Here is a 20,909-nt window from a genome sequence, read left to right as displayed (position 1 = left end):
CTTACCGCCGTCGTGTCACAGGTTCTCACCGTGTCGATCATGACTCTGGGCATGTCGGAACGGGGCCATCAGACCGTGTATGTGGCGAGCGGCGTGACGACGTCGACGGGGCCGTCGAAATGCTCCCGAGCTTCTGCCAGCGCCACGTCGGGTTCGTTCCAGATCGGAAGGTGCGTCAGGAGGAGTCGTCGCACCTGAGCATCCCGTGCTGTCTCGCCGGCCCGTGCACCGGTGAGGTGAATGCCTCGGATTGAGTCGTCCCGACCTTCCATGTAGGCGGCTTCGCATAAAAAGAGGTCCGCGTGCCAAGCCGCACGAGTGAGACCCTCGCATGCATCCGAATCCCCGGAATAGACCAAAACCTTCTCCCCCGAGGCGCCTCGTTCGGTGACTCGGAGCGCGTACGGTTCGTCGATGGGGTGAAGCACCAGGTACGGCTCGATCGTCAAGGGCCCAATCGTCACCGGGACCTCAGGCGACCAGTCATGAAAATCCATCTGGTCCTTGAGGATTTCGGCCGATGCCATGCTGTGCGTCTGTGCCAGGTAGGTGCTCATCCCGGATGGGGCCCATACGGAGATGCGTCCACCTTGCCAACCGCGGGGGTCCCAACGAGCGGCTATGTAGAAACCGGCCAGATCGACGCAATGGTCCGGGTGCAGGTGGCTGATCAACACGGCGTCGATCTCGCTCAAGTTGACGTGCTTCTGGATTTCCCCGAGGGATCCGCTACCCATGTCGAGGAGGACCCGCCACGTCCGGCCGTGTTCATCCTCGGAGGAGAGCAGATAGCAGGACGCGGGAGATTCGGGGCCGGCGAAGGAGCCGGTGCATCCGATGATCTTCAGTTCCATGGTGGTACCTCTTGATCCCTGCGGATCTCGTTGTTACCGGGAATCTCCCGGAAGGTGGCGTCCCGGCGACTCATCGGAGTGAGTTCGGGCGGTCTCTGTGGGGTTCAAAACGGTGCGGGTCGCTTCCTGTCGTCTCTCAGGGACAACGGCAAGTGACGCGGTGGGAAAGGATTCGGCAAAGTTCTTGGCCTGTGTCACCCGGGAGACTTCGGGGCCGAGGAATCGACGTGCGACCCGTTCGAAGGATTCGGGGTGTCCTGTCGCCACGAATTCGTGGTGGGGCGGCTCGCTCTCGTCCCGGAGCAAATTCAAGTTGGTGAGAGCTCGGAAGAGATCCTTGGCGGTTTCCTCGGATGAGGTCACCAGGGTCACGGATTCACCCATGACGTAGGAAATCGCGCCGGTCAGTAGCGGGTAGTGAGTGCAGCCCAGGATGACGGTGTCCGCACCCGACTCTTGAATGGGTGCCAGATGCCGCTCAACAATTTCCAAGAGTTCCGGTCCTGAGGTCACGCCCCGCTCGACGAACTCCACGAACTCCGGGCAGGCCTCGGAACGAATCGCCAGGTGGGGTGCCGCAGCAAAGGTGTCTTCATAGGCCCTCGAGGCGATGGTTGCGGCAGTACCCAGAACACCGATCTGGCCATTGCGAGTCGCGGCAACGGCTCGCCGGACGGCAGGCTGAATGACTTCGACGACGGGAATGCCGTATTTCCGGGTGTATCGTTCGCGGGCGTCACGCAACACCGCGGCCGATGCCGTATTACAGGCAATGACGAGCGCTTTCACCCCGGAATCCACCAGGTCGTCCATGACGCGCAACGCGTTAGCTCGAACCTGCGCAATCGGCAGGGGCCCGTAGGGTCCATTCGCGGTATCCCCAACGTAAATGATCTTCTCTTGGGGCAACTGATCCATGATGGCCCTGGCGACGGTGAGTCCGCCGACGCCGGAGTCGAACACTCCGATGGGCGCTCCGGGCGTCGGCCTCGCCGGAGCGGCACTACCCCACACCGTCATCTGCGGTGCATCGTCGATTGGATTCAGGCTATTCATAGTGCTTTCGAGGGTAACGGTAAGTGCCCTGATCAGGGGCATCGATGACGGTCATTCTTCCCCAATGCGTCCAAGTTCACCCTGGTCAGGCCATCATCCTTGAGGACATGAAGAATTAATCGAGGTCGGCGAGCATCGCCTCAACGAGGGAGTCCTGTAGCCAGGAGACGAACTGATAAACCAGCGACATATAGGATTCAACGTCGCGAGCTTGTGACCAGTCCGTATATTCCGCGACACGCTGTGCATCTTCTTCCGACTCGATGCCCAGACGTGTGGCGACTACCAATCGGACGTCGTTGAGTGCCGAGGCGAAAGCCATCGCATGTTCGGGGTTCAGCACCAACTTCGGTGCCTCGCAGTCCATGGCGGCCATACGCAGGTGCGCTATTTTGCTCTCCCGAACTCCACGCTCGGTGTAACGGCGAAATTCCGTGGCTGCCTCGTCGTCGTCGCTGGCCTGGGGCAACAGACGCCTCAAGGCCGGGTCCTCCGGAATTTCCGGATCGTCGGTGATCCCGACCAAGGCCTCCAACGGATCCTCATTTTCTCCACGCGATTCCGGTTCCAGGGTGGTGATGACGTCGTGGAAGAGCTTGATGAGCAACTCGCGTTCGGGGCCTTCGAGGCCGCCGACAATTCCCTTTCGTCCATTCTTAAATTCTTTGGCCATGCTTATTCTCCGGAGTCCTTCTCGAAGGTTGCCCACAGCCCGTAGCCGTGTAATGCGCTCGTGTGCCGTTCGGCTTCTTCCCGGCCCCCTGTAAAGACGATGGCTTTGCCTTCCTGATGAACCGCCATCATCAAGGTGCGCGCCTTGGATTCGGAAAACCCAAAGTGCGCCCGGAACACGTAGGTCACGTAGCTCATGAGGTTGACGGGATCATTCCACACGATGACCTTCCAAGGGGTCTCAGGTTCAACTCGTTCGAGCAACCCGACCCCGCCTTCGGGCGATAACTCGGCGGACGATTCACTGGACAGGGTGACGTGACGAGAAGAGTGACTGACCATAGTGTGACGAGTCTACCCGTTCCTGTCCTTCCATCGTTGGCGAGGTACCGCCGGATGAGTACCCTTGGAGGGTGACTCACCACTCCCCCGCGCTTCTCACGGACCATTACGAACTCACGATGTTGCAGGCGGCCATCGGCGCCGGCACGCATCAACGTCGATGCGTCTTCGAAACGTTCACCCGCCGGCTCCCAGCGGGGCGCCGGTATGGGATCCTCGCCGGAACCGGTCGTTTCCTGGACTTATTGGAAAAGTTTCGATTCGACGATGCCCAGCTCGCGTACCTGGAGGAAGCTCGAGTCGTCGACCAGGCGACCCTCAACTACCTCGCAGATTTTCAATTCACGGGCACGATCCGAGGGTACGGCGAGGGTGAAGCGTTTTTCCCCCATTCACCGGTTCTTCAGGTTGATGCTCCGTTTGCGGAAGCCTGCGTCCTTGAGACCTTGATCTTGTCCATCCTGAACTTCGATTCCGCGGTGGCTTCCGCGGCGTCCCGCATGACCGGGGCCGCCGGGAATCGGCCTTGCCTAGAAATGGGTTCGCGCCGCGCCCACGAAGAAGCGGCCGTAGCTGCCGCTCGCGCCGCGGCCATCGCCGGCTTCGTCGGCACCTCAAACCTCGAAGCCGGGCGTCGCTACGGCCTTCACACGATTGGAACGTCGGCCCACGCCTTCACCCTCCTCTTTGACGAAGAGGACGACGCCTTCCGCGCGCAGCTCCAATCTCTGGGAATCGACACGACATTGCTCGTGGACACTTACGACGTCGAGCGGGCCGTCCGTAGCGCCGTCGAGCTGGCCGGCCCACGGCTGGGTGCAGTACGCCTGGACTCTGGCGATCTTGCGGCCCAAGCGGTGGCGCTCCGGGAGCTCCTCGACCGGCTCGGTAATCCCAACACGAAAATTACGGTCACCTCTGACCTCGACGAATACGCCATTGCGGGCCTCGCCGCCGCGCCGGTCGACTCGTATGGCGTCGGCACCCGTTTGGTCACTGGGTCCGGCGCGCCGACCTCGTCCATGGTGTACAAGCTCGTCTCGCGGGAAAACTCCGCGGGCGAGATGGTCTCGGTCGCGAAGAAGTCTCAGGGCAAGGGGTCCATCGGCGGCGAGAAACATGCCGCGAGACGGCTGGATTCACGCGGCGTCGCAGTAGCAGAGTCCATTGCCCTCGATCCTGCCTGCTTGGAATCCGAAGGCTACCGCCCGCTCATGCACACCCTCGTCGACAATGGGAGAGTCTTGCCAGGCGCCACCGGCGCCGAAGGCGTCCACGCAGCCACCCAGCGGCACGCTGCGGCGGTTGCGGAATTGCCCCGGGCGATTCGGCGCCTCTCCGAGGGGGAACCGGCGATTCCCACCGAATTCGTGGACCACTAATCCCCGCTCACCTGACGCACTCCCATCGCGTCTTCCCCACCCCACAGTGAAAGGTATTTCATGGCTCGAGCATTGCTGATCGTCGACGTCCAAAATGATTTCTGCCGAGGAGGAGCCCTGGCCACCGACCGAGGAGACGACGTCGCCGCGGAGATTTCCGCCTATTTGCTGACGCATCACGCGGCCTACGACGTCGTGGTGACAACCCAGGATTGGCACATCGATCCGGGCACCCATTTCAGCGAAAACCCGGACTTCACGAATTCCTGGCCCGTGCATTGTGTCGCCAATTCATCGGGAGCGGCATTCCATCCAGACCTCGATATGGACTACGTCGACGCGATGTTCCGCAAAGGCGAGTACGAGGCTGCCTACTCTGGTTTCGAGGGCCTCCTGGCCCCCGAGGATTCCGTGATGACGGGCGAGCATGAGCCCGGGCACATGCCCGAAGACACGCTCAAGGTGTCTCTCGACGACTGGCTCCAGGAGCAGGATGTCACAGACGTCGACGTCGTCGGAATCGCGACCGACTACTGCGTCAGGGCCACCGCGCTCGATGCCGCGGATGCCGGCTACGAAACACGGGTGCTGGTTGACCTCACCTCAGCCGTCGCCGAAGAGACGGCAGAGACCGCCGTGGCCGAACTGGAAGACGCAGGCATCCAGGTCATCGAGTCGACTAGCGTCGGCCGATAAACCACCGCTGCAACGTCGAGATACGCGCTTCGATCTGTTCCGCAGTGGCCTGAGCAACTGGCGGGCCTCCGCATTCTCGACGCAGAGCATTGTGGACGGCACCATGCGGTTCACCTGTACGAGCGGCCCAAGCCGACACGTTCTTGGCGAGTTTTTGACGCAAGTTCTTCAGCTGGCGATGGTCCGGAACCGAAGGGGCCGAGGTCGCGCGAGGGGCCTGCTGGCGTGACTGCTCATGGCGTTGCTTCAGGAGCGTTCCCACCTGGTCGGCATCGAGCAAACCAGGAATCCCCAGGAAATCTTGGTCGTCCGAGCCCACCTCGTATCCTTGGTAGTCCTCCCCGTCGTACATCACGCCGTGGAAGGACGCTTGAGAGCCAATGGCCTCGAATTTTCCGGATGCCAACCTGGAGCTGGCTTGCTCTTCCTGGTTCGCCTCGTCGATGAGGTGATCGTCCAGACCTTCGTCGGCGGCGACGATGTCCACTTCGTCTGGGTTGTCCTTGAGATCGAGAGCGTGGTCCCGTTCGGCCTCCATCTCTTGAGCCAGGTACATCAGGATCGGCACGGAGGGAAGAAAGACGGAGGCGGTTTCTCCCCTCTTGCGGGCACGTACAAAACGTCCGATGGCTTGGGCAAAGAACAACGGCGTCGACGTTGACGTCGCATAAACGCCAACGGCCAGCCGGGGAACGTCCACCCCTTCAGACACCATTCGGACCGCGACCATCCAGCGATCCTCCGACTCGGAGAAGCGGTCGATCTGTGCGGACGCCGTTTTGTCGTCCGAAAGGACCAGTGTTGGCTTGGTGCCGGAAATTTTCTCCAGCCGCGCCGCGTAGGCCCGAGCATCCTCGTGATTTGAGGCGATCACGAGGCCTCCGGCGTCGGGAACCGTTCTGCGCACCTCGCTGAGCCTGGAATCCGCCGCGGCCAAGACCGACGGGATCCACTCGCCCCGAGGGTCCAACGCCGTGCGCCAAGCTTGAGCGGTGATGTCCTTGGTAAACCCTTCGCCGAGATCGGCCGCCATTTCCTCGCCCGAACTCGTGCGCCATCGCATCTGGCCGGAATACGCCATGAAAATGACGGGGCGGACCACGTGGTCGGCCAGCGCCGGTCCGTATCCATAGGAGTAGTCGGACTGCGAGCGCAGCAGGCCCTCTTGATCACGTTCATAACGTACAAATGGGATTTGCGACGAGTCGGAACGGAACGGCGTGCCGGTCAGCGCGAGCCGTCGGTAGGCCGGTTCGAAGGCTTCCTGAAGGCCGTCGCCCCATGAAAGGGCGTCTCCGGCGTGGTGGATTTCGTCGAGTATCACCAAAGTGCGGGCATTTTCCGTGCGGGCCCGGTGTAGGAGCGGCTTATTGGCCACCTGGGCGTACGTCAGGGCGACACCCGAATAACCCTGGGCGTGATGTCCGTCGGAATTCTTAAAATTGGGGTCGATCGCTATACCGACTCGCGCCGCGGCGTCGGCCCACTGTGACTTCAGGTGGTCCGTGGGGGCGACGACGGTGAGGCGGGACACGCTTCCCCGGTCCATGAGTTCTTTGGCCACCCGGAGCGCGAAGGTCGTCTTGCCCGCACCCGGCGTCGCCACGGTCATGAAATCGCGAGGTTCGGTTTCGAAGTATTTTTCGAGGGCCTCCGCCTGCCACGCACGGAGCTTCGGCGCGGTTCCCCAAGCTGCGCGATCCGGGTACGCGGGCGGTAGGTCTGCACCGGCACCGCCGAAGAGGGATGGCTGGGACATGTCGTCGGACACGAGGGGCTATTCACTCCTGTAAAGGGGACGGGGGTATGGGACTCGAGAGGAAGCGCGCGACCTACTGGTCGCCGTCGTTGCCCTCGTCATCGCCGCCACGCATCATTTCGTAGATTTCCTTGCATTCGGGGCACACCGGAAAACGCTCGGGATCGCGGCCGGGGGTCCAGACCTTGCCGCACAGGGCGATGACCGGCTCGCCCGAGAGCGCGGATTCCATGATCTTTTCCTTTCGCACGTAATGCGCAAAACGTTCGTGGTCACCAGGCTCCGAGAGCTGGCGTGTTTCTTCCCGTTCAATGGTTGCGGTTCCGCCGGGAGTCGACCCGTATCCGGTGTCGTCCAGCGGTTCGGTGGAGTTCAAGGCGTCTACGGTTCGGTCAAACATCATGCGGTCATTCTACGCTGGTGAACGGATGCCGGAGAATCACCCGCGTGATTCTCCGGCATCCGTCGACGTCGTTCACTGGGGCATCAGCGCATGCGAACGAGATCCTGGTACAGTTCCGGTGCCTTGCGTTCGTACCAGGCGCCGCCCATTCGGACGCCGAGCCACACGATGAGGGCACCGTACACCGGGCCGGCAATCAAAATGATCCAGTCAAATATCGGCACATGTGTGATTGACGCCGCGAGCATGAGGATCAGGATGGGAAGCGTGAAGGCCCACATCGCGATGCTGCTCACGAACTGAATCAGGGCGTTAGCTAAACCAGCGTTATTCTTTCGGGACTTCCATGGGCTTTCACCGGGAGCCGGTACTGGTAACGCGTATCGGACCGACAACACCGCGCCTACGCCGAGCCCGGCAAGCAAGACCGCCCATGAGAGGCCGAGGTTCGCCGGAATGCTTCCAGGCTCGCCTTGGATGATCTCGGCCGCGACGGAAACGAACGCCACGAGTGGCACAAAGATCACCATCATGCCGAGGGTGCGCCCCCAACGCTCCGATATGCCACGGACGGGTGAAGTGAGGTGGAGGGCAAAAGCTGTGTTGTCGTACGAGACGACGTAGGTACTTTGCCAGGCGAGCATCCACCCGACGATCGGCCCCACCATGTGCAGGAGGAAGCCTCCGGACCCCGTGGAGTTCATAAAACCGAAGAGGATCAGGAACCCGGGCGCCATCAACAAATTCAGGTTGAGTCGTGGATCTTTGAGGTAGTACGTCGTGGTCCGGGCCGCGATTGCACCGGAAGGGGTCGCCGGGAAGCGAGTAAAGAGGCCCAACCAGCGTCCGGACTTTGCGGCGCCGCCTTTCCTCGCGGGTGCCGAACCCACGTGGCTGATTTGGTACGCGATGACACTCTGCCAGACCCACAATCCCACGGCTAGGTAGGCCACGGTCAGCACCGAGCGCAGGATCAGGAGACCCCACGCGCCGGATGCGAGATCCCCGGGCAACGCCCAGGCGATACCCAACGGCGTCCACCCGGTGACGTTGGCCACCGACCGGACCCATTCTTCGGACATCAAACTGGAGGTGAGCGTCGAAACAATCGGCCCCGCGCACAGCAACGCTAAGAAGAAAATCGCCCCGATGGTCTCGGCAAGAAAGCGTTTATGGCGAATCGCCATCCCCAGGCAACTCATCAGCCGCGAGCACACCATCAGCAGGACGAACCCCACTATTCCCGCGGGAAGAGCGAGGAGTGCGGGGCCCGGAGAGGTCCATGCCAGGACGGGCATGAGGGAACCGATCAGCGTGACCAAGCCGAAGATGCCCACTACAGAACCCAAGAGCTGGCCGCCGAGGATGTCACGAGGTTTCAACGGATAGGGCGCCAAGAGGTCGGGATCGAGGGTGGAATCCTGTCCAGAGAGCACCAGCGGCACGATGCACCACACCGCAGTGGCCAGGGTGCCCACGACGACGGCGACACCTTGCGCGAGCGCGGGGTCTCCCTCACGAAGGGCCATCATTCCGGCCACCACGCCAACCAACGCCATGAGGGCATAGATTCCGCCGATGATGGTTCCCGCCACGGACCAGCCGCTTCTCCGCAGAGACGCGCAAAAATGCGCCCATTTGAGGCTTACGAGGTTCCCAACCATGAGATCCCTTCCGACTCGACCCGTCCACCGACGAGCCGGACAAACGTTTCTTCCAGGCTGGATTCACCGCGAACCTGATCCACGGTTCCCTCGGACAGAATCACTCCGTCATTCATGATGGCCACGTGGTCACACATGCGTTGCACGAGATCCATCACGTGACTCGAGACGACCACGGTGCCGCCGTGGCGTACAAAACCAGCCAGAATGTCGCGGATATTCGTCGCAGACACGGGGTCCACGGACTCGAAAGGTTCATCGAGCACGAGCACCTTGGGCGCGTGCACCATCGCGGCCGCGAGCGCTACCTTCTTCTTCATGCCCGCCGAGTAGTCGGTCACGGTCTGATTGGCGGAGCCCTGCAGGTCCATGGCGTTGAGCAGATCGTCGGTGCGTTCCGCGACGGTTTCCTTGTCCAGGCCGTGGAGTAGGCCGGCGTACGTGATCAGTTGACGTCCGGTGAGCCGGTCGAAGAGGTGCACGCCGTCGGGAAGGACGCCCACCAGACTTTTGGCTTCTTGGGGCCTCTCCCAGACGTCAATGCCTCGGATGAACACCTGGCCGTGGGTGGGCCTCAAGAGCCCGGTGGCCATGGACAGCGTGGTGGTCTTGCCCGCTCCATTGCGTCCGACCAGGCCATACATCGATCCCGAGGGAATATCGAGGTTGATGTTCTGGACGACGGCGCGATCCCCGAAAACGCGCGTCAATCCGCGAATCGCGATGGCTTCATGACCCGTCGTGGCCGACGTCGTTGTCGATGATCCGAAAGTGGGGAGGTGAGGTTGTTGCCGCTCGTCCGGGGCGGACCAGGCTGGCGGTTCGGCCGTCGTTGCCTGCTGGTTCGTGTCCGACGTTGGGTCCTCGCCTTCGGAACCCTGCTCGGTGTGGTCCGGTGAAGTAGTCATGCCTTGATCTCATCACACGGCTCCCTAACCGGTCATCCACCCTGAGGCGGATTCTTCCCGCCCTGAACACGACGACGGCCCCACGGCGTATGCACCGTGGGGCCGATATCGAGCACTGAGCATTCGCAGCCGTCGGCCTCAGAAAAGGGCCCGCATCAGTGCGGCACGCGCGGAAATCACCCGTGGGTCTTCGGCGCCGACGACGTCGAATAATTCGAGAAGTCGTTCTCGCACCGTGTTTTTGGTCTGTGCATCAGACCGCTGGATGAGGCGAATGAGACGCTGGAAGGCATCTTCGACGTGACCGCCGGAGACGTCCAGGTCCGCTACGGTCAGCTGAGCTTGCACGTCGTCGGGGTTCTGCGCTGCCGCGGCCCGGGCTTCTTCCAGGTTTTCGTCTTTGACCCGCGACAGAAGCCCAACGCGTGCTAGACCGACTTTGGCGTCACGATCACCCGGCTTCTCGGCGATGGCCTTCCGGTACGCCTCGGCGGCAACGTCATAATCGCCGGCTTCGAGAGCGTCCTGTGCTTTCTGGTGGAGGGGCGACAAGGGTTCCGGCTCGGCCTCACCCTGGGTGGCCACGGGCTCAAAGGTACCGGTGAGCTGCGCCTGCTGAGCGAGCTGAAGTACTTGGCCCAACAACGCCTGCGCCTGTTCGGCGGGCACCGGGGCGTCGTACATGGGCGCCGGGCGTCCCCCCAACATGGCGACGACGGTGAGCGAACTTTGAGCCTGGAACGCTTGAGCGATCTCGGGCGAGCGTTCGATGTCGACGGCCGCCAAGAGGAGACGTCCGCCGGCCTGGTCGATGAAGGATTCTAGATCCTTGACCCCGTTCGACGCTTCTTGATCGCTACCCCGATACAGGGCGAAAATGACCGGTCCCTGACCGGAGAGTTGAGCGACTTCCTGGAATTGTTGCGTGTCAGTAATGTCTCGCCGGTAGCTCGGACGTCCACCTTGTTGCGCCGCAGGGCCGTCACCGGCGACAGTTCCGCCACCCATCTGGGAGAGATCGGGGGCGGACCGCACCGATGCGGGGATGTGTTCTTGAGCCGTAGGCTCTTGGGGCTCTGCTGATCCGAAAGATCCTGTGGTCATATCGACCGTCCTTTCATCGCTGGGGCGCTGAGGCCGCATCTCGTTGACACTCATCTTCTCAAATTGCGGTGATAGTGCCCAAGCAGGTCCGCCCTCCGGGTAATCTCGAGTGAGGCAGGCACAGGATTCGGCGAGAGGACCTTCATGACTGGAACCGACCGTCCCCGGGGAAAGGGGCTGTCTCGCGTTCTCGAAAGGCTCCGCGCTCTCGGTTCGTCGCGTACCGCCGCGCCCCCGATCCCTGGCGCCAAACCCCGCCCCCGCTTCGAGATCCCTGACGTCCAGCCCCTCCATGAAGTCAAGGGGCTGTCGGCGGCCGGGAAAGACATAGACAGTGGACGCTTGGGAGCAACAGCCTCATCCGAGGACATTCCTTCGGACTCCCCGGGTGAAACAGCCCCTGCCTCGCCTGACGCCGAGCAGTCAGACGCCGGCGTCCCGCCCATCACGCTGGTGCGCCATCCCGTCCAGTTCGGGTTCCTCGCTACCGTTGGTGTGGGACTCGCCTTGATGTGCTATTACCTAGCGGTCAATGTCGGCGCCCTCGGCGGCTGGATTACTGGCGCCATGTTCATTGCCCTGGGCCTGGATCCCATCGTGCGGTGGTTCGAACGCCGGGGTCTCCCTCGGCTCGCCGGCGTCATTGTGGTCCTGCTGTGTTTTGTGGGCTTGATCGTGCTCATGGCTACCGTCGTGATCCCGACGATCGCCCGACAGGCTCTCGGATTCATCAACGGTTTCCCGGATACGTTCAATGATTTCCTGAATTCCGACTTCATGACCGACATCAACCAGCAATTCGGTATTCGGGACCGGATCAATTCCGAGGCTGGTAATTTCCTGAGCCATATTTTCAGCGATTCGGGCCTCGTGGGGAACTTCCTCAATAGCCTCATCAACGCCGGATCGACCGTGGCACAAGTGGTCACGGGCATCCTGATCGTGATGTTCTTGGCCCTTTATTTCGTGACATCACTACCGGCCATCAAAGCCTGGGGCGTCCGGCTCGCGCCTCGGTCTAAGCGGCCGAGGGTAGCCGAGCTAACCGAAAAAATCACGAGCTCAGTGGGTAACTACGTCATGGGGCAAGGGATCGTCGCCATCCTCAACGCCCTGTTTTCGCTCATCCTGATGAGCATCATTGGGGTACCGTTCCCGCTGCTTTGCGCCTTCGTGGTTCTCCTCTTGGCTTTTATCCCTCTCGTCGGCGGAGTCGTCGCCGGGATTCTGGTGACCTTCATTGCGTTGGTGCAAGGGTGGCAGACGGCGCTCATCTACGCGATCTTTTACTTCGGCTATTTGCAGGTCGAGGCGTACTTTATCTCCCCGCGCATCATGAAACGCGCAGTTGCGGTTCCCGGCGCCGTCGCGGTGATCGCGGTCGCCGCAGGCGGTGCTCTGTGGGGCGTACTGGGTGCCATTATCGCCATCCCCGTGGCCGCGTCCGCCCTGATGCTGATTCGCGAAGTATTTATCACGCGACAAGATCAGCGCTAATTCGCGGGGCCTACGGCTCTAAGCCGATCAATTACCGAGGCTCGGTGCCGATGCTCCCGTCCCAGGTGGTCTTGAGACGGACAGGGCGTCCCGCTACGGCTGAGACGATTTCATCGTGCGCGCGGCGAACAAATTTCTCCCCAACCCACAGGTGCTTGGCTCCATCGACACCAATCACCGATGCACTGGGAACGAGCCCGAACCGTTCGTGAGCCTCCTTAGGCCGGAGATAGTCGTCTTTCTCCGGGACCAGCACGGTCAACGGCAGTCCACTCTCCTCCCACCGGATCAGATCTGAATCATCCGCGCGGTGCAGAGGCGGCGACAGCAGAATGGCCCCCTTAATCGCAGAGGCTACGGGCTCGAGCGACCCATACTTCAAAACAAGTTCCGTGCCGAAAGACCAACCCACGAGCCAAATATTGGAGGCACCGCGTTCTTGCAGGAATCGAATCGCGGCGGCGACGTCGTGCGCCTCACCGATGCCTTCCTCGAATTGACCTTCGCTCGTGCCCCTCGGAGACGAGGTGCCTCGCGTATTGAATCGAAGAACCGAGACGTGTGCCAGGGCCGGAAGACGATAGGAGGCCTTCTTGAACACGTGCGAGTCCATGAAGCCCCCGTGGGTCGGCAACGGGTGCAAGAACAAAAGTGTGGCCGATGATTTCGCGCCTTCGGGTTCGGCCCATTCCCCCACCAGGACATGACCGTCGTCGGTATGTAGCTCGATATTTTCTCGAACCGCCGGTAACACCGTCGTGGGGCCGAGTTCCTCGGGGCCGTCGGTCACGCGATTCACGGTAGCGGGAGTAGAGATAGCCATGCCGCCCATTCTAAGGGGAGATGAATCCGACGAGATTCGGGCCGAGCACTAACGGCTACCGGATATCCCAGCACTTCAGGTGCCAATGCCGACGTTCCTCAATGGCTCGCTGCTTTCCAAAGAGGTGATCGTTCTTCCAGACGACGTAGTGAGCGGACCCGACGGCCACGTTGCGCCGACACCCCGGGCACACATAGGTCTTACGGGCCGACGTCGCGGAGATATATTGCACGAACCATTGCCCCGACACATCGGTGTCGATGCGGGGCGCAGGATCCAGCACCCGGGAAATATCGCCGCCGCCGAGTACGGCGTTCCTCTGCCATTTGCTCGGCCCGGCCTTCCCATGGCCGGTTTGCGGCCGGTGCGAAGATTTCCGAGAACGTGCCATGCCACTCATTGTGGCACATGCGAATGCGGACCTTGCTGCTAGCTCCTTGTAGAGTGAGGCGGGTGCGACTTGTGATAGCTGACTGTTCTGTAGATTATGAAGGCCGCCTCAAAGCCCACCTTCCCATGGCCACTCGGTTGCTCATGGTCAAGGCCGACGGCTCGGTGCTCATTCATTCCGACGGTGGGTCCTATAAGCCCCTCAACTGGATGTCTCCCCCGGCAACCTTGCACATCGAAACGGCCGACGACGCAGAATTCGACGACGACGCCGTCGAGCGATGGATCGTCCAGGCCACCAAATCGGACGACAAGCTGCTCATCAGAATTTACGCCAAGCACCATGAATCGAATCACCAGCTCGGCATCGACCCTGGTCTCATCAAGGACGGCGTCGAGGCGGATCTTCAACGCCTCCTTGCCGAACACATCGAGACACTCGGTGAAGGCTATCGCCTGATCCGTCGCGAATATCCGACATCGATCGGACCCGTGGACATCCTGGCGAGAGACGCGACGGGTCACACCGTTGCGGTCGAGCTCAAACGACGCGGCGACATCGATGGCGTGGAGCAACTGACCCGATACGTTGAACAGCTCAACCGGGATCCCCAACTTGCTCCCGTTCGAGGAATTTTCGCCGCTCAACTCATCAAGCCCCAGGCAAAAACGCTCGCCGCGCGGCGGAGAACTTCCGGTTTTTCGCGGACCTGATCGTTGCCCAGCACGACGACGCGTTCAAGGTCCCCGGCCGCCAGGCGAATTACGTCAACCGCAAGCCCATCGGCGTCGCGGGTCTNGACGCGGCGACATCGATGGCGTGGAGCAACTGACCCGATACGTTGAACAGCTCAACCGGGATCCCCAACTTGCTCCCGTTCGAGGAATTTTCGCCGCTCAACTCATCAAGCCCCAGGCAAAAACGCTCGCCGCCGACCGTGGCATCGCCTGCGTGACCCTCGATTACGATGCCTTGCGCGGCATCGACGACACCAGCGACAAACTCTTCTAAAACTCGCTCCTTAGCCTCGCGTACCTCCACGCCCCCCCCCCCCCCGGGATACACGAAGGCCCGGCACCGAAACCGGTGCCGGGCCTTCGTCATCGGGCTAAAGCCGAGGAGCTCGGAACTCTTTAGATGTCCGCGCTCTTGGCGGCGATGACGACTCGGTTGTTGGAGACCGTGAGGAATCCTTCGTGAAGCCTCGCGGTCTTACGCTCTCCGTCGACGGGATCGATCACGAGTTCACCGTCTTCGGACAGGAGCGCCAACGTGGGCTGATGCCCCGCCATCACGCCGATATCGCCGGCGGCGGTGCGTGCACGCACGTACTTTGCCTCGCCCTGCCACACCACAGACTCGCGGGAGACCACTTCTACGTTGAGAACCGCTGCCATGTTTAGTTTCCGCCCTGTTCCTTGAGCTCCGCCCACTGGCGCTCGACGTCGTCCAGGCCGCCGACGTTGTAGAACGCCTGCTCCGGAACGTGGTCGAGGTCGCCGTCGCAAATGGCGGTGAAGCCCTCGATGGTGTCCTTGATGCTAACGGTCGAGCCCTCGACACCGGTGAACTGCTTCGCGGTGTAGGTGTTCTGCGAGAGGAACTGCTCGATGCGGCGCGCACGCGACACCACAACCTTCTGCTCCTCCGACAGTTCGTCCACACCGAGAATCGCGATGATGTCCTGAAGCTCCTTGTTTTCCTGAAGGATGGACTTCACGCGAATTGCGGTGTCGTAGTGCTTCTGACCGATGTACTGCGGATCCAAGATGCGCGAGGTCGAGGTCAACGGATCCACGGCCGGGTACAAACCACGCGAGGCGATGTCACGGGACAGCTCAGTCGTCGCATCGAGGTGCGCGAACGTCGTGGCCGGTGCCGGGTCAGTGTAGTCATCGGCGGGCACGTAAATGGCCTGCATCGAGGTAATCGAGTGACCCCGGGTCGAGGTGATGCGCTCCTGCAGGATGCCCATCTCATCGGCCAGGTTAGGCTGGTAGCCCACGGCCGACGGCATGCGGCCGAGCAGAGTCGAGACCTCGGAACCCGCCTGAGTGAACCGGAAGATGTTGTCGATAAACAACAGCACGTCCTGGTTCTGAACATCGCGGAAGTACTCCGCCATGGTCAGGCCGGTCAGGGCCACGCGGAGACGCGTTCCCGGGGGCTCATCCATCTGGCCGAACACCAAGGCGGTGTCCTTCAGAACTCCGGACTCTTCCATTTCAACCCAGAGATCGTTGCCCTCACGGGTACGCTCGCCGACGCCGGCGAACACCGAGGTACCGCCGAAGTTGCGGGCCACACGGGTGATCATTTCCTGGATCAACACGGTCTTGCCGACGCCCGCGCCGCCGAACAAACCGATCTTGCCGCCGGAGATGTAGGGGGTCAAGAGGTCCAAGACCTTGATGCCGGTTTCCAGCATCTCGGTCGAGCCCTCGAGCTGGGCAAAGTTCGGAGCCTTGCGGTGGATCGGCCAGAAGTCACTGGCCTGGATCTGGTCGTCGTCGACGTCCAGGGAATTTCCCAACACGTTGAAGATGTGGCCCTTGACGCCGTCACCCACGGGAACGGCGATCGCGTCGCCGGTGTCCTGAACCGGCGTGCCACGGACCAAACCATCGGTCTGCTGCAGCGAGATCGCACGCACCAGGTTGTCGCCCAGGTGCTGTGCCGTTTCGAAGGTAATCTTCTTCGTTTGTCCACCGATGGTCAGCTCGGTGGTCAGGGCGTTGTAGATGTCAGGGATCTGGCCGGCGGGGAACTCGACGTCAACGACGGGGCCGTTAACTCGGGAAACACGTCCGACGCCGCCCTGGACCGACGTTGACGTCGATTCGTTCATGGTGGCTGTCATATTTTTCACTTACCTCTTCGCAGAAAGTGTCCGTACGGGGGAATGGATTTTAGGAGGCGAGAGAATCGGCGCCCGCGACGATCTCGCTGAGCTCCTGGGTAATCTCCGCCTGGCGCGCATTGTTCATCAATCGGGTGTACTTCTTGACGAGCTCGTCGGCGTTGTCGCCTGCAGACTTCATCGCCCGCTGGCGTGAAGCCAACTCACTCGCCGCCGCTTCGAGGAGGCACGAGAAGATCCTGGTCGCGACGTATCGCGGCAGCAACTCATCGAGCACCTCTTCGGCGCTCGGCTCGAAGTCGAAGGACGCCGAGGTTTCAAACTCGTCGTCGGCCAGCTCTTCACCCGGCACGATGTCTTCGCCCATCTCCTTGGCATCCACAACGACCAGCGGCAGGAGGCGGAGAATCCGCGGTTCCTGTCTGACCATGGAATGGAACTGGGTGTACACAATGTGCAGGTCGTCCACGCCGCCCTGCTCGTACGGCGTCGAGAATCGCTGAAGTAGCTCATCTCGAATTGCAGACGCCGTCTCTACATCGGGATTATCCGTGTTACCGGACCACACCTTTTCGTAGGGACGTTCACGGAAATCGAAGTACTGCTTGGCCTTGCGGCCCACGAGGAAGAGTTCTACCTCGCGGCCTTCGCGGCGCAACTTCTCGATGAGCCCCTCGGCCTTCTTGAGCACGTTGGCCGAGTATGAACCGGCAAGTCCGCGATCGCTGGTCATGACCAGAACGGCCGCACGCCGGGACTCGGAACCATCGTGGATCAAGGGGTGCGAGACCGACGATTGAGTCGCAACGGCGCTGACGGCCCGGGTCAGTGCGTTCGCGTAGGGCCCTGCGGCATTCGAGCGATTGCGGGCTCGGTTGATGCGGGAGGTCGCGATCATCTCCATCGCCTTGAAGATCTTCTTCATGGACGACGTCGAAGCAATCTTTTGGCGGTAAACCCGAATTTGGGCTCCCATAGAGCTTCCTTTCAGCCCAGACGGTGTGCGGCCCGTGAGGACCGCACACCCTCAGGTCTTATCGCTTGACGATCTGTTCCTGATCAACATCCGACTCGGCCACTGGAGCGTGCTCCTCGTTGCCGGCACGGACGGCTCCACCCGATGCCTGGTGACCAGCCTTGAAGTCCTGCTTGACGTGATCCACGGCGGACTTCAGCTCGGTCAACGTGTCATCTTCGAGCTTTCCGCTGGTGCGAATCGCGTCGAGGACACTCGTGTTGCGGCGCAAGTGGTCGATGTAGCGCTCTTCGAAGTCCAGCACCTCGGAGACCTCAAGGTCGTCCAAGTGGCCCTTGGTTCCGAGCCAGATCGAAGCAACCTGCTCTTCCACGGGGTACGGGGTGTACTGGGGCTGACGGAGCAGCTCCATCAAACGTGCACCGCGCACCAGCTGGCGACGAGATGTCTCGTCCAGGTCAGAGGCGAACATTGCGAAGGCCTGCATCGAACGGTACTGAGCAAGATCGAGCTTGAGGGTACCGGAGACCTTCTTCATCGCCTTGATCTGTGCAGCGCCACCCACGCGGGACACCGAGACACCCACGTCGACCGCGGGGCGCTGGTTTGCGTTGAACAAATCGGACTGCAGGAAGATCTGACCGTCGGTAATCGAAATGACGTTGGTCGGGATGAACGCCGAGACGTCATTGGCCTTGGTCTCGATGATCGGCAGACCGGTCATCGAACCGGCGCCCAATTCGTCCGAGAGCTTGGCACAACGCTCCAGCAGACGGGAGTGCAGGTAGAAGACGTCACCGGGGTATGCCTCGCGTCCCGGCGGACGGCGAAGCAACAGCGAGACGGCACGGTAGGCCTCGGCCTGCTTGGAGAGGTCATCAAACACGATCAGGACGTGCTTGCCGCCGTACATCCAGTGCTGGCCAATGGCCGAACCCGCGTAGGGAGCAAGGTACTTGAAGCCCGCGGCGTCGGACGCAGGCGAAGCAACGATCGTCGTGTACTCGAGCGCGCCGTTCTCTTCCAGAGTCTGACGAACCGAGGCGATGGTGGACGCCTTCTGACCCACAGCAACGTAGATGCAACGAACCTGCTTGTTGACGTCGCCGGATTCCCAGTTGGCCTTTTGGTTCAAGATGGCGTCGACGCCGATGGCCGTCTTACCGGTCTGGCGGTCGCCAATGATGAGCTGACGCTGTCCGCGACCGATCGGAATCATCGCGTCGATCGCCTTCAAGCCGGTCTGCAACGGTTCGCCGACCGACTGGCGCTGCGTCACGCCGGGAGCCTGAAGCTCCAAGGCACGTCGCCCTTCGGATTCAACCGGTCCCAGGTCGTCAATGGGCTGGCCCAACGGGTCGACGACGCGGCCCAAGAAGGCATCGCCCACGGGAACCGACAAGACCTCGCCAGTCCGGTGGACTTCCTGGCCTTCTTCAACGCCCGTAAAGTCGCCCAGGACGATGGCGCCAATGTCGCGCGTGTCCAGGGTCTGGGCAAGGCCGAGGGTTCCGTCTTCGAAACGAATCAATTCGTTCGCCATGACCGAGGGCAGTCCCTCGATTCGAGCGATGCCGTCGGCGGCGCTGCTGACGCGGCCCACCTCTACGCGCTGCGCGTCGCCGGGTTCGTACGATGCCGCAAAGTCATCCAGCGCGCTGCGGACATCATCGGCATTGATGGTCAAATCCGCCATCTTGTGTCCCTGCTCTCCTAAGTTGGTGGTCCCGATTGCCTCTGGGACCGAGTGTACGTGTATGGGTTGATCGCACCGTGAATTCTTGGAGCCTCACGAGCGATCCAACTGAGTATCAGACTGAATCGTCGGGTGAGACGGTCAGGAGGAATGTACCGTGCGATCGAGTTCCGCAACGCGGGAAGCAACGGTGCCGTCGATGATTTCGTCACCGACCTGCACCTTGATGCCGCCCATGACCTCCGGGTCCACGGTGACGTCGAGCGTCATGTCTCGTCCGTAAATCGCCGAAACGGCACGAACGAGTCGTTGCTGATGCGCTTCCTGCAACGGGGCACCGACGGTCACCTTCGCGATGAATCGTTGTGACATCCCCACGAGGACGTTCGCAAACTTTTCAGCCAACTCAGCGGGCAACATGCCTCGTGGGTGTTCAACACACTGGTTGATCAACAGCGAACCCTCATCGGACGATGCGGGGCTGATGCGCGCGGCGAGCTTCTTCTTCGCCTCTGCATCCGCCCGCTGATCCGTGAGAGCCGTCTGCACCCGGGGCTCCGCCTGAACCGCCTTGGAAAAGCGCAGGAGATCGTCGATGACCGTCGACAAAGCATCCTGGCCGCTCGTGTTTTCGGCGGAGAATGCCGCAGCCACCACACCAAGGTTTTCCACGGCGTCGGCGAGGTCACGTTCTTCCGACCAACGAGACTCCGCGGCACGGGCCACGATGTCTCGAACAGCCGGATACACCTTGCCGTTGAGCACCGAGGAGGCGATTTTGCCGCGCTGTTCCGGCTCGCGTGACGGATCCGTCAACCCACGGCGCAAGGCCCCGTTGTGATCGATCGTGTCCGCGACGGCGAACAACTCGTCGCTCATCGACAGGTTGGCCTCGCTACCGAAGCGCTGCTCGAACTGCTGGTTCAGCTTCCTGAGAGATTCAGTCGATACTCCTGCCATTACTTGGTCGCACCTGCATTTCGCTGCTGGTCCGCCTCGAGGTCAGCCAGGAAGCGATCCACCACACGGTTGGAGCGCTCGTCGTCGTTCAGGGATTCGCCAACGATCTTGCTGGCGAGTTGGGTTGCCAGGGTGCCCACCTCGGTACGCAAGGAAACCAGGGCGGCCGAACGCTCGGCCTGAATGGTTTTCTGTGCGTTTTCGGTGACCCGGGCAGCCTCGGCTGCGGCACGCTCCTTGTGCTCGGCGACGATTTTCTCGCCTTCCACACGAGCGTCCTCGCGGATCTTCTGCGCTTCGAGTCGCGCCGACTCGAGCTGCTGGTTGTACTCCTCACGAGCTGCAGCAGCCTCGGCCTGGGCCTTTTCAGCCTTAGCCAAACCACCCTCGATGGCCTCCTTACGATCTTGGTAGATCTTTTCGAAGGTCGGGGCGATGAACTTGACGACGAGGTACAGAAGGATCAGGAACCCGAGGCCGGTGATGAGGATTTCCCACCAGTCAGGGGCCAGAGGGCTTGCACCCTCTTCCGCTGCCATCATGAGTGACATAAAGGAGATTCCTGTTCTCTAGTTCTGTGAAGGGATGGAGTAGCCAGAAGCTACTTGATGAACGCCAGAACCAGACCCAGAATCGCGAGAGCCTCAACCACGGCGAAGCCCAGGAACAGCATCGGCTGCAGGACACGCTGGGATTCGGGCTGACGGGCAACCGAGGTCATGTAGGCCGCGAAGATGAGACCGACGCCGATGCCGCCGCCGATAGCTGCGAGTCCGTAACCGATGGCGCTGAGCGAACCTGAAATTTCCATTTGGCTATTTCCTTTCGTGATGCCCGTATCTGGGCTTTATCTGCCTCGAAGGCAT

21 protein-coding genes and 2 pseudogenes are annotated in these 20,909 nt (G+C 61.5%); 5 read left to right on the top strand and 18 right to left on the bottom strand.

Annotated features, from left to right (window positions below):
- Window positions 1–68 precede the first annotated feature (68 nt).
- The 4 genes from B9Y51_RS08235 to clpS all read right to left on the bottom strand — a co-directional run bounded on the left by B9Y51_RS08235 (window position 69) and on the right by clpS (window position 2,924).
- Window positions 69–854 (bottom strand): MBL fold metallo-hydrolase, encoded by a 786-nt coding sequence (locus tag B9Y51_RS08235; protein WP_048680157.1) that lies wholly within the window; start codon window positions 852–854, stop codon window positions 69–71.
- Window positions 855–887: 33 nt separating this feature from the next.
- Window positions 888–1,874 (bottom strand): glutamate racemase, encoded by a 987-nt coding sequence (gene murI / locus B9Y51_RS08230; protein WP_085529727.1) that lies wholly within the window; start codon window positions 1,872–1,874, stop codon window positions 888–890.
- Between the two features lie 151 nt (window positions 1,875–2,025).
- A complete protein-coding gene (locus B9Y51_RS08225) occupies window positions 2,026–2,583 on the bottom strand; it encodes a DUF2017 domain-containing protein (RefSeq protein ID WP_048680160.1) in 558 nt (185 codons plus the stop codon).
- Between the two features lie 2 nt (window positions 2,584–2,585).
- Window positions 2,586–2,924 carry an ATP-dependent Clp protease adapter ClpS gene (clpS, locus tag B9Y51_RS08220; RefSeq protein WP_048680163.1) on the bottom strand — a complete coding sequence of 113 codons (339 nt, stop codon included), beginning with the start codon at window positions 2,922–2,924 and terminating at the stop codon, window positions 2,586–2,588.
- Between the two features lie 119 nt (window positions 2,925–3,043).
- Here clpS and B9Y51_RS08215 point away from each other — a divergent pair, with 119 nt between their 5' ends.
- Window positions 3,044–4,306 carry a nicotinate phosphoribosyltransferase gene (locus tag B9Y51_RS08215; RefSeq protein ID WP_048680560.1) on the top strand — a complete coding sequence of 421 codons (1,263 nt, stop codon included), beginning with the start codon at window positions 3,044–3,046 and terminating at the stop codon, window positions 4,304–4,306.
- Window positions 4,307–4,366: 60 nt separating this feature from the next.
- The gene (locus B9Y51_RS08210; RefSeq protein WP_085529375.1) at window positions 4,367–5,002 is read left to right on the top strand and encodes an isochorismatase family protein; all 636 of its coding nucleotides are present in this window, start codon (window positions 4,367–4,369) and stop codon (window positions 5,000–5,002) included.
- Here the strand turns inward: B9Y51_RS08210 and B9Y51_RS08205 are convergent.
- From B9Y51_RS08205 to B9Y51_RS08185, 5 genes are all read right to left on the bottom strand, one after another.
- The gene (locus tag B9Y51_RS08205) at window positions 4,986–6,761 is read right to left on the bottom strand and encodes a DEAD/DEAH box helicase (RefSeq protein WP_085529726.1); all 1,776 of its coding nucleotides are present in this window, start codon (window positions 6,759–6,761) and stop codon (window positions 4,986–4,988) included. The two genes, B9Y51_RS08210 and B9Y51_RS08205, sit on opposite strands and share 17 nt — an antisense overlap.
- 73 nt (window positions 6,762–6,834) lie before the next feature.
- A complete protein-coding gene (locus B9Y51_RS08200) occupies window positions 6,835–7,161 on the bottom strand; it encodes a DUF3039 domain-containing protein (protein WP_085529725.1) in 327 nt (108 codons plus the stop codon).
- An 86-nt stretch (window positions 7,162–7,247) separates the two neighbouring features.
- Window positions 7,248–8,759, bottom strand: coding sequence for a hypothetical protein (locus B9Y51_RS08195; RefSeq protein ID WP_085529374.1), 1,512 nt, complete (start codon window positions 8,757–8,759; stop codon window positions 7,248–7,250).
- A 50-nt stretch (window positions 8,760–8,809) separates the two neighbouring features.
- Window positions 8,810–9,736 carry an ABC transporter ATP-binding protein gene (locus B9Y51_RS08190; protein ID WP_082156708.1) on the bottom strand — a complete coding sequence of 309 codons (927 nt, stop codon included), beginning with the start codon at window positions 9,734–9,736 and terminating at the stop codon, window positions 8,810–8,812.
- A gap of 138 nt (window positions 9,737–9,874) precedes the next feature.
- Entirely contained in the window at window positions 9,875–10,840 is a 966-nt protein-coding gene (locus B9Y51_RS08185; protein WP_143468034.1) for a tetratricopeptide repeat protein, read from the bottom strand.
- 144 nt (window positions 10,841–10,984) lie between these two features.
- Here B9Y51_RS08185 and B9Y51_RS08180 point away from each other — a divergent pair, with 144 nt between their 5' ends.
- A complete protein-coding gene (locus B9Y51_RS08180; protein ID WP_085529372.1) occupies window positions 10,985–12,337 on the top strand; it encodes an AI-2E family transporter in 1,353 nt (450 codons plus the stop codon).
- Between the two features lie 31 nt (window positions 12,338–12,368).
- On the opposite strand, the gene B9Y51_RS08175 is transcribed toward B9Y51_RS08180, so the two are convergent.
- Both B9Y51_RS08175 and B9Y51_RS08170 read right to left on the bottom strand, forming a co-directional pair.
- On the bottom strand, window positions 12,369–13,160 hold the full coding sequence (locus B9Y51_RS08175; RefSeq protein WP_085529724.1) for an alpha/beta hydrolase: 792 nt from the start codon (window positions 13,158–13,160) through the stop codon (window positions 12,369–12,371).
- Between the two features lie 55 nt (window positions 13,161–13,215).
- Window positions 13,216–13,551, bottom strand: a complete 336-nt coding sequence (locus B9Y51_RS08170) for a hypothetical protein (RefSeq protein WP_048680174.1) — start codon at window positions 13,549–13,551, stop codon at window positions 13,216–13,218.
- 62 nt (window positions 13,552–13,613) lie between these two features.
- On the opposite strand from B9Y51_RS08170, the pseudogene nucS reads away from it, so the two are divergent.
- A pseudogene (gene nucS, locus B9Y51_RS08165) lies at window positions 13,614–14,237 on the top strand (endonuclease NucS); the annotation flags it as partial.
- Window positions 14,238–14,352: 115 nt separating this feature from the next.
- Window positions 14,353–14,562, top strand: a pseudogene (locus B9Y51_RS11085) (endonuclease NucS domain-containing protein); the annotation flags it as partial.
- 122 nt (window positions 14,563–14,684) lie between these two features.
- Here the strand turns inward: B9Y51_RS11085 and B9Y51_RS08155 are convergent.
- The 7 genes from B9Y51_RS08155 to atpE all read right to left on the bottom strand — a co-directional run bounded on the left by B9Y51_RS08155 (window position 14,685) and on the right by atpE (window position 20,854).
- On the bottom strand, window positions 14,685–14,948 hold the full coding sequence (locus B9Y51_RS08155) for a F0F1 ATP synthase subunit epsilon (RefSeq protein ID WP_048680182.1): 264 nt from the start codon (window positions 14,946–14,948) through the stop codon (window positions 14,685–14,687).
- A gap of 2 nt (window positions 14,949–14,950) precedes the next feature.
- Entirely contained in the window at window positions 14,951–16,411 is a 1,461-nt protein-coding gene (gene atpD, locus B9Y51_RS08150) for a F0F1 ATP synthase subunit beta (protein ID WP_048680185.1), read from the bottom strand.
- 49 nt (window positions 16,412–16,460) lie between these two features.
- Entirely contained in the window at window positions 16,461–17,387 is a 927-nt protein-coding gene (locus B9Y51_RS08145) for a F0F1 ATP synthase subunit gamma (RefSeq protein ID WP_048680189.1), read from the bottom strand.
- Between the two features lie 58 nt (window positions 17,388–17,445).
- Entirely contained in the window at window positions 17,446–19,083 is a 1,638-nt protein-coding gene (gene atpA, locus B9Y51_RS08140) for a F0F1 ATP synthase subunit alpha (RefSeq protein ID WP_048680198.1), read from the bottom strand.
- A 141-nt stretch (window positions 19,084–19,224) separates the two neighbouring features.
- Window positions 19,225–20,043: a F0F1 ATP synthase subunit delta gene (locus tag B9Y51_RS08135; protein WP_048680201.1), complete on the bottom strand. Its 819-nt coding sequence runs from the start codon at window positions 20,041–20,043 to the stop codon at window positions 19,225–19,227.
- Entirely contained in the window at window positions 20,043–20,585 is a 543-nt protein-coding gene (locus B9Y51_RS08130) for a F0F1 ATP synthase subunit B (RefSeq protein ID WP_126855688.1), read from the bottom strand. Before B9Y51_RS08130 ends, B9Y51_RS08135 begins: the two co-directional genes overlap by 1 nt.
- A gap of 59 nt (window positions 20,586–20,644) precedes the next feature.
- Window positions 20,645–20,854: an ATP synthase F0 subunit C gene (atpE, locus tag B9Y51_RS08125; protein ID WP_048680206.1), complete on the bottom strand. Its 210-nt coding sequence runs from the start codon at window positions 20,852–20,854 to the stop codon at window positions 20,645–20,647.
- Between the last annotated feature and the right edge of the window lie 55 nt (window positions 20,855–20,909).

Source organism: Kocuria massiliensis, assembly GCF_900169715.1.
Taxonomy (GTDB): domain Bacteria; phylum Actinomycetota; class Actinomycetes; order Actinomycetales; family Micrococcaceae; genus Rothia; species Rothia massiliensis.
Note: the sequence above shows the minus strand (reverse complement) of the source record. Positions and strands in the feature narration are given on the sequence as shown.

What these genes read in the sequence shown, in the direction of transcription:
- B9Y51_RS08215 (WP_048680560.1), top strand. Translation starts at nt 3,044, where the DNA reads ATGTTGCAGGCGGCCATCGGCGCCGGCACGCATCAACGTCGATGCGTC.
- B9Y51_RS08175 (WP_085529724.1), bottom strand. Translation starts at nt 13,160, where the DNA reads ATGGCTATCTCTACTCCCGCTACCGTGAATCGCGTGACCGACGGCCCC.
- B9Y51_RS08210 (WP_085529375.1), top strand. Translation starts at nt 4,367, where the DNA reads ATGGCTCGAGCATTGCTGATCGTCGACGTCCAAAATGATTTCTGCCGA.
- B9Y51_RS08205 (WP_085529726.1), bottom strand. Translation starts at nt 6,761, where the DNA reads ATGTCCCAGCCATCCCTCTTCGGCGGTGCCGGTGCAGACCTACCGCCC.
- B9Y51_RS08190 (WP_082156708.1), bottom strand. Translation starts at nt 9,736, where the DNA reads ATGACTACTTCACCGGACCACACCGAGCAGGGTTCCGAAGGCGAGGAC.
- atpE (WP_048680206.1), bottom strand. Translation starts at nt 20,854, where the DNA reads ATGGAAATTTCAGGTTCGCTCAGCGCCATCGGTTACGGACTCGCAGCT.
- B9Y51_RS08155 (WP_048680182.1), bottom strand. Translation starts at nt 14,948, where the DNA reads ATGGCAGCGGTTCTCAACGTAGAAGTGGTCTCCCGCGAGTCTGTGGTG.
- atpD (WP_048680185.1), bottom strand. Translation starts at nt 16,411, where the DNA reads ATGACAGCCACCATGAACGAATCGACGTCAACGTCGGTCCAGGGCGGC.
- B9Y51_RS08130 (WP_126855688.1), bottom strand. Translation starts at nt 20,585, where the DNA reads ATGATGGCAGCGGAAGAGGGTGCAAGCCCTCTGGCCCCTGACTGGTGG.
- clpS (WP_048680163.1), bottom strand. Translation starts at nt 2,924, where the DNA reads ATGGTCAGTCACTCTTCTCGTCACGTCACCCTGTCCAGTGAATCGTCC.
- B9Y51_RS08170 (WP_048680174.1), bottom strand. Translation starts at nt 13,551, where the DNA reads ATGGCACGTTCTCGGAAATCTTCGCACCGGCCGCAAACCGGCCATGGG.
- atpA (WP_048680198.1), bottom strand. Translation starts at nt 19,083, where the DNA reads ATGGCGGATTTGACCATCAATGCCGATGATGTCCGCAGCGCGCTGGAT.
- B9Y51_RS08135 (WP_048680201.1), bottom strand. Translation starts at nt 20,043, where the DNA reads ATGGCAGGAGTATCGACTGAATCTCTCAGGAAGCTGAACCAGCAGTTC.
- B9Y51_RS08235 (WP_048680157.1), bottom strand. Translation starts at nt 854, where the DNA reads ATGGAACTGAAGATCATCGGATGCACCGGCTCCTTCGCCGGCCCCGAA.
- B9Y51_RS08145 (WP_048680189.1), bottom strand. Translation starts at nt 17,387, where the DNA reads ATGGGAGCCCAAATTCGGGTTTACCGCCAAAAGATTGCTTCGACGTCG.
- B9Y51_RS08200 (WP_085529725.1), bottom strand. Translation starts at nt 7,161, where the DNA reads ATGTTTGACCGAACCGTAGACGCCTTGAACTCCACCGAACCGCTGGAC.
- murI (WP_085529727.1), bottom strand. Translation starts at nt 1,874, where the DNA reads ATGACGGTGTGGGGTAGTGCCGCTCCGGCGAGGCCGACGCCCGGAGCG.
- B9Y51_RS08185 (WP_143468034.1), bottom strand. Translation starts at nt 10,840, where the DNA reads ATGACCACAGGATCTTTCGGATCAGCAGAGCCCCAAGAGCCTACGGCT.
- B9Y51_RS08225 (WP_048680160.1), bottom strand. Translation starts at nt 2,583, where the DNA reads ATGGCCAAAGAATTTAAGAATGGACGAAAGGGAATTGTCGGCGGCCTC.
- B9Y51_RS08180 (WP_085529372.1), top strand. Translation starts at nt 10,985, where the DNA reads ATGACTGGAACCGACCGTCCCCGGGGAAAGGGGCTGTCTCGCGTTCTC.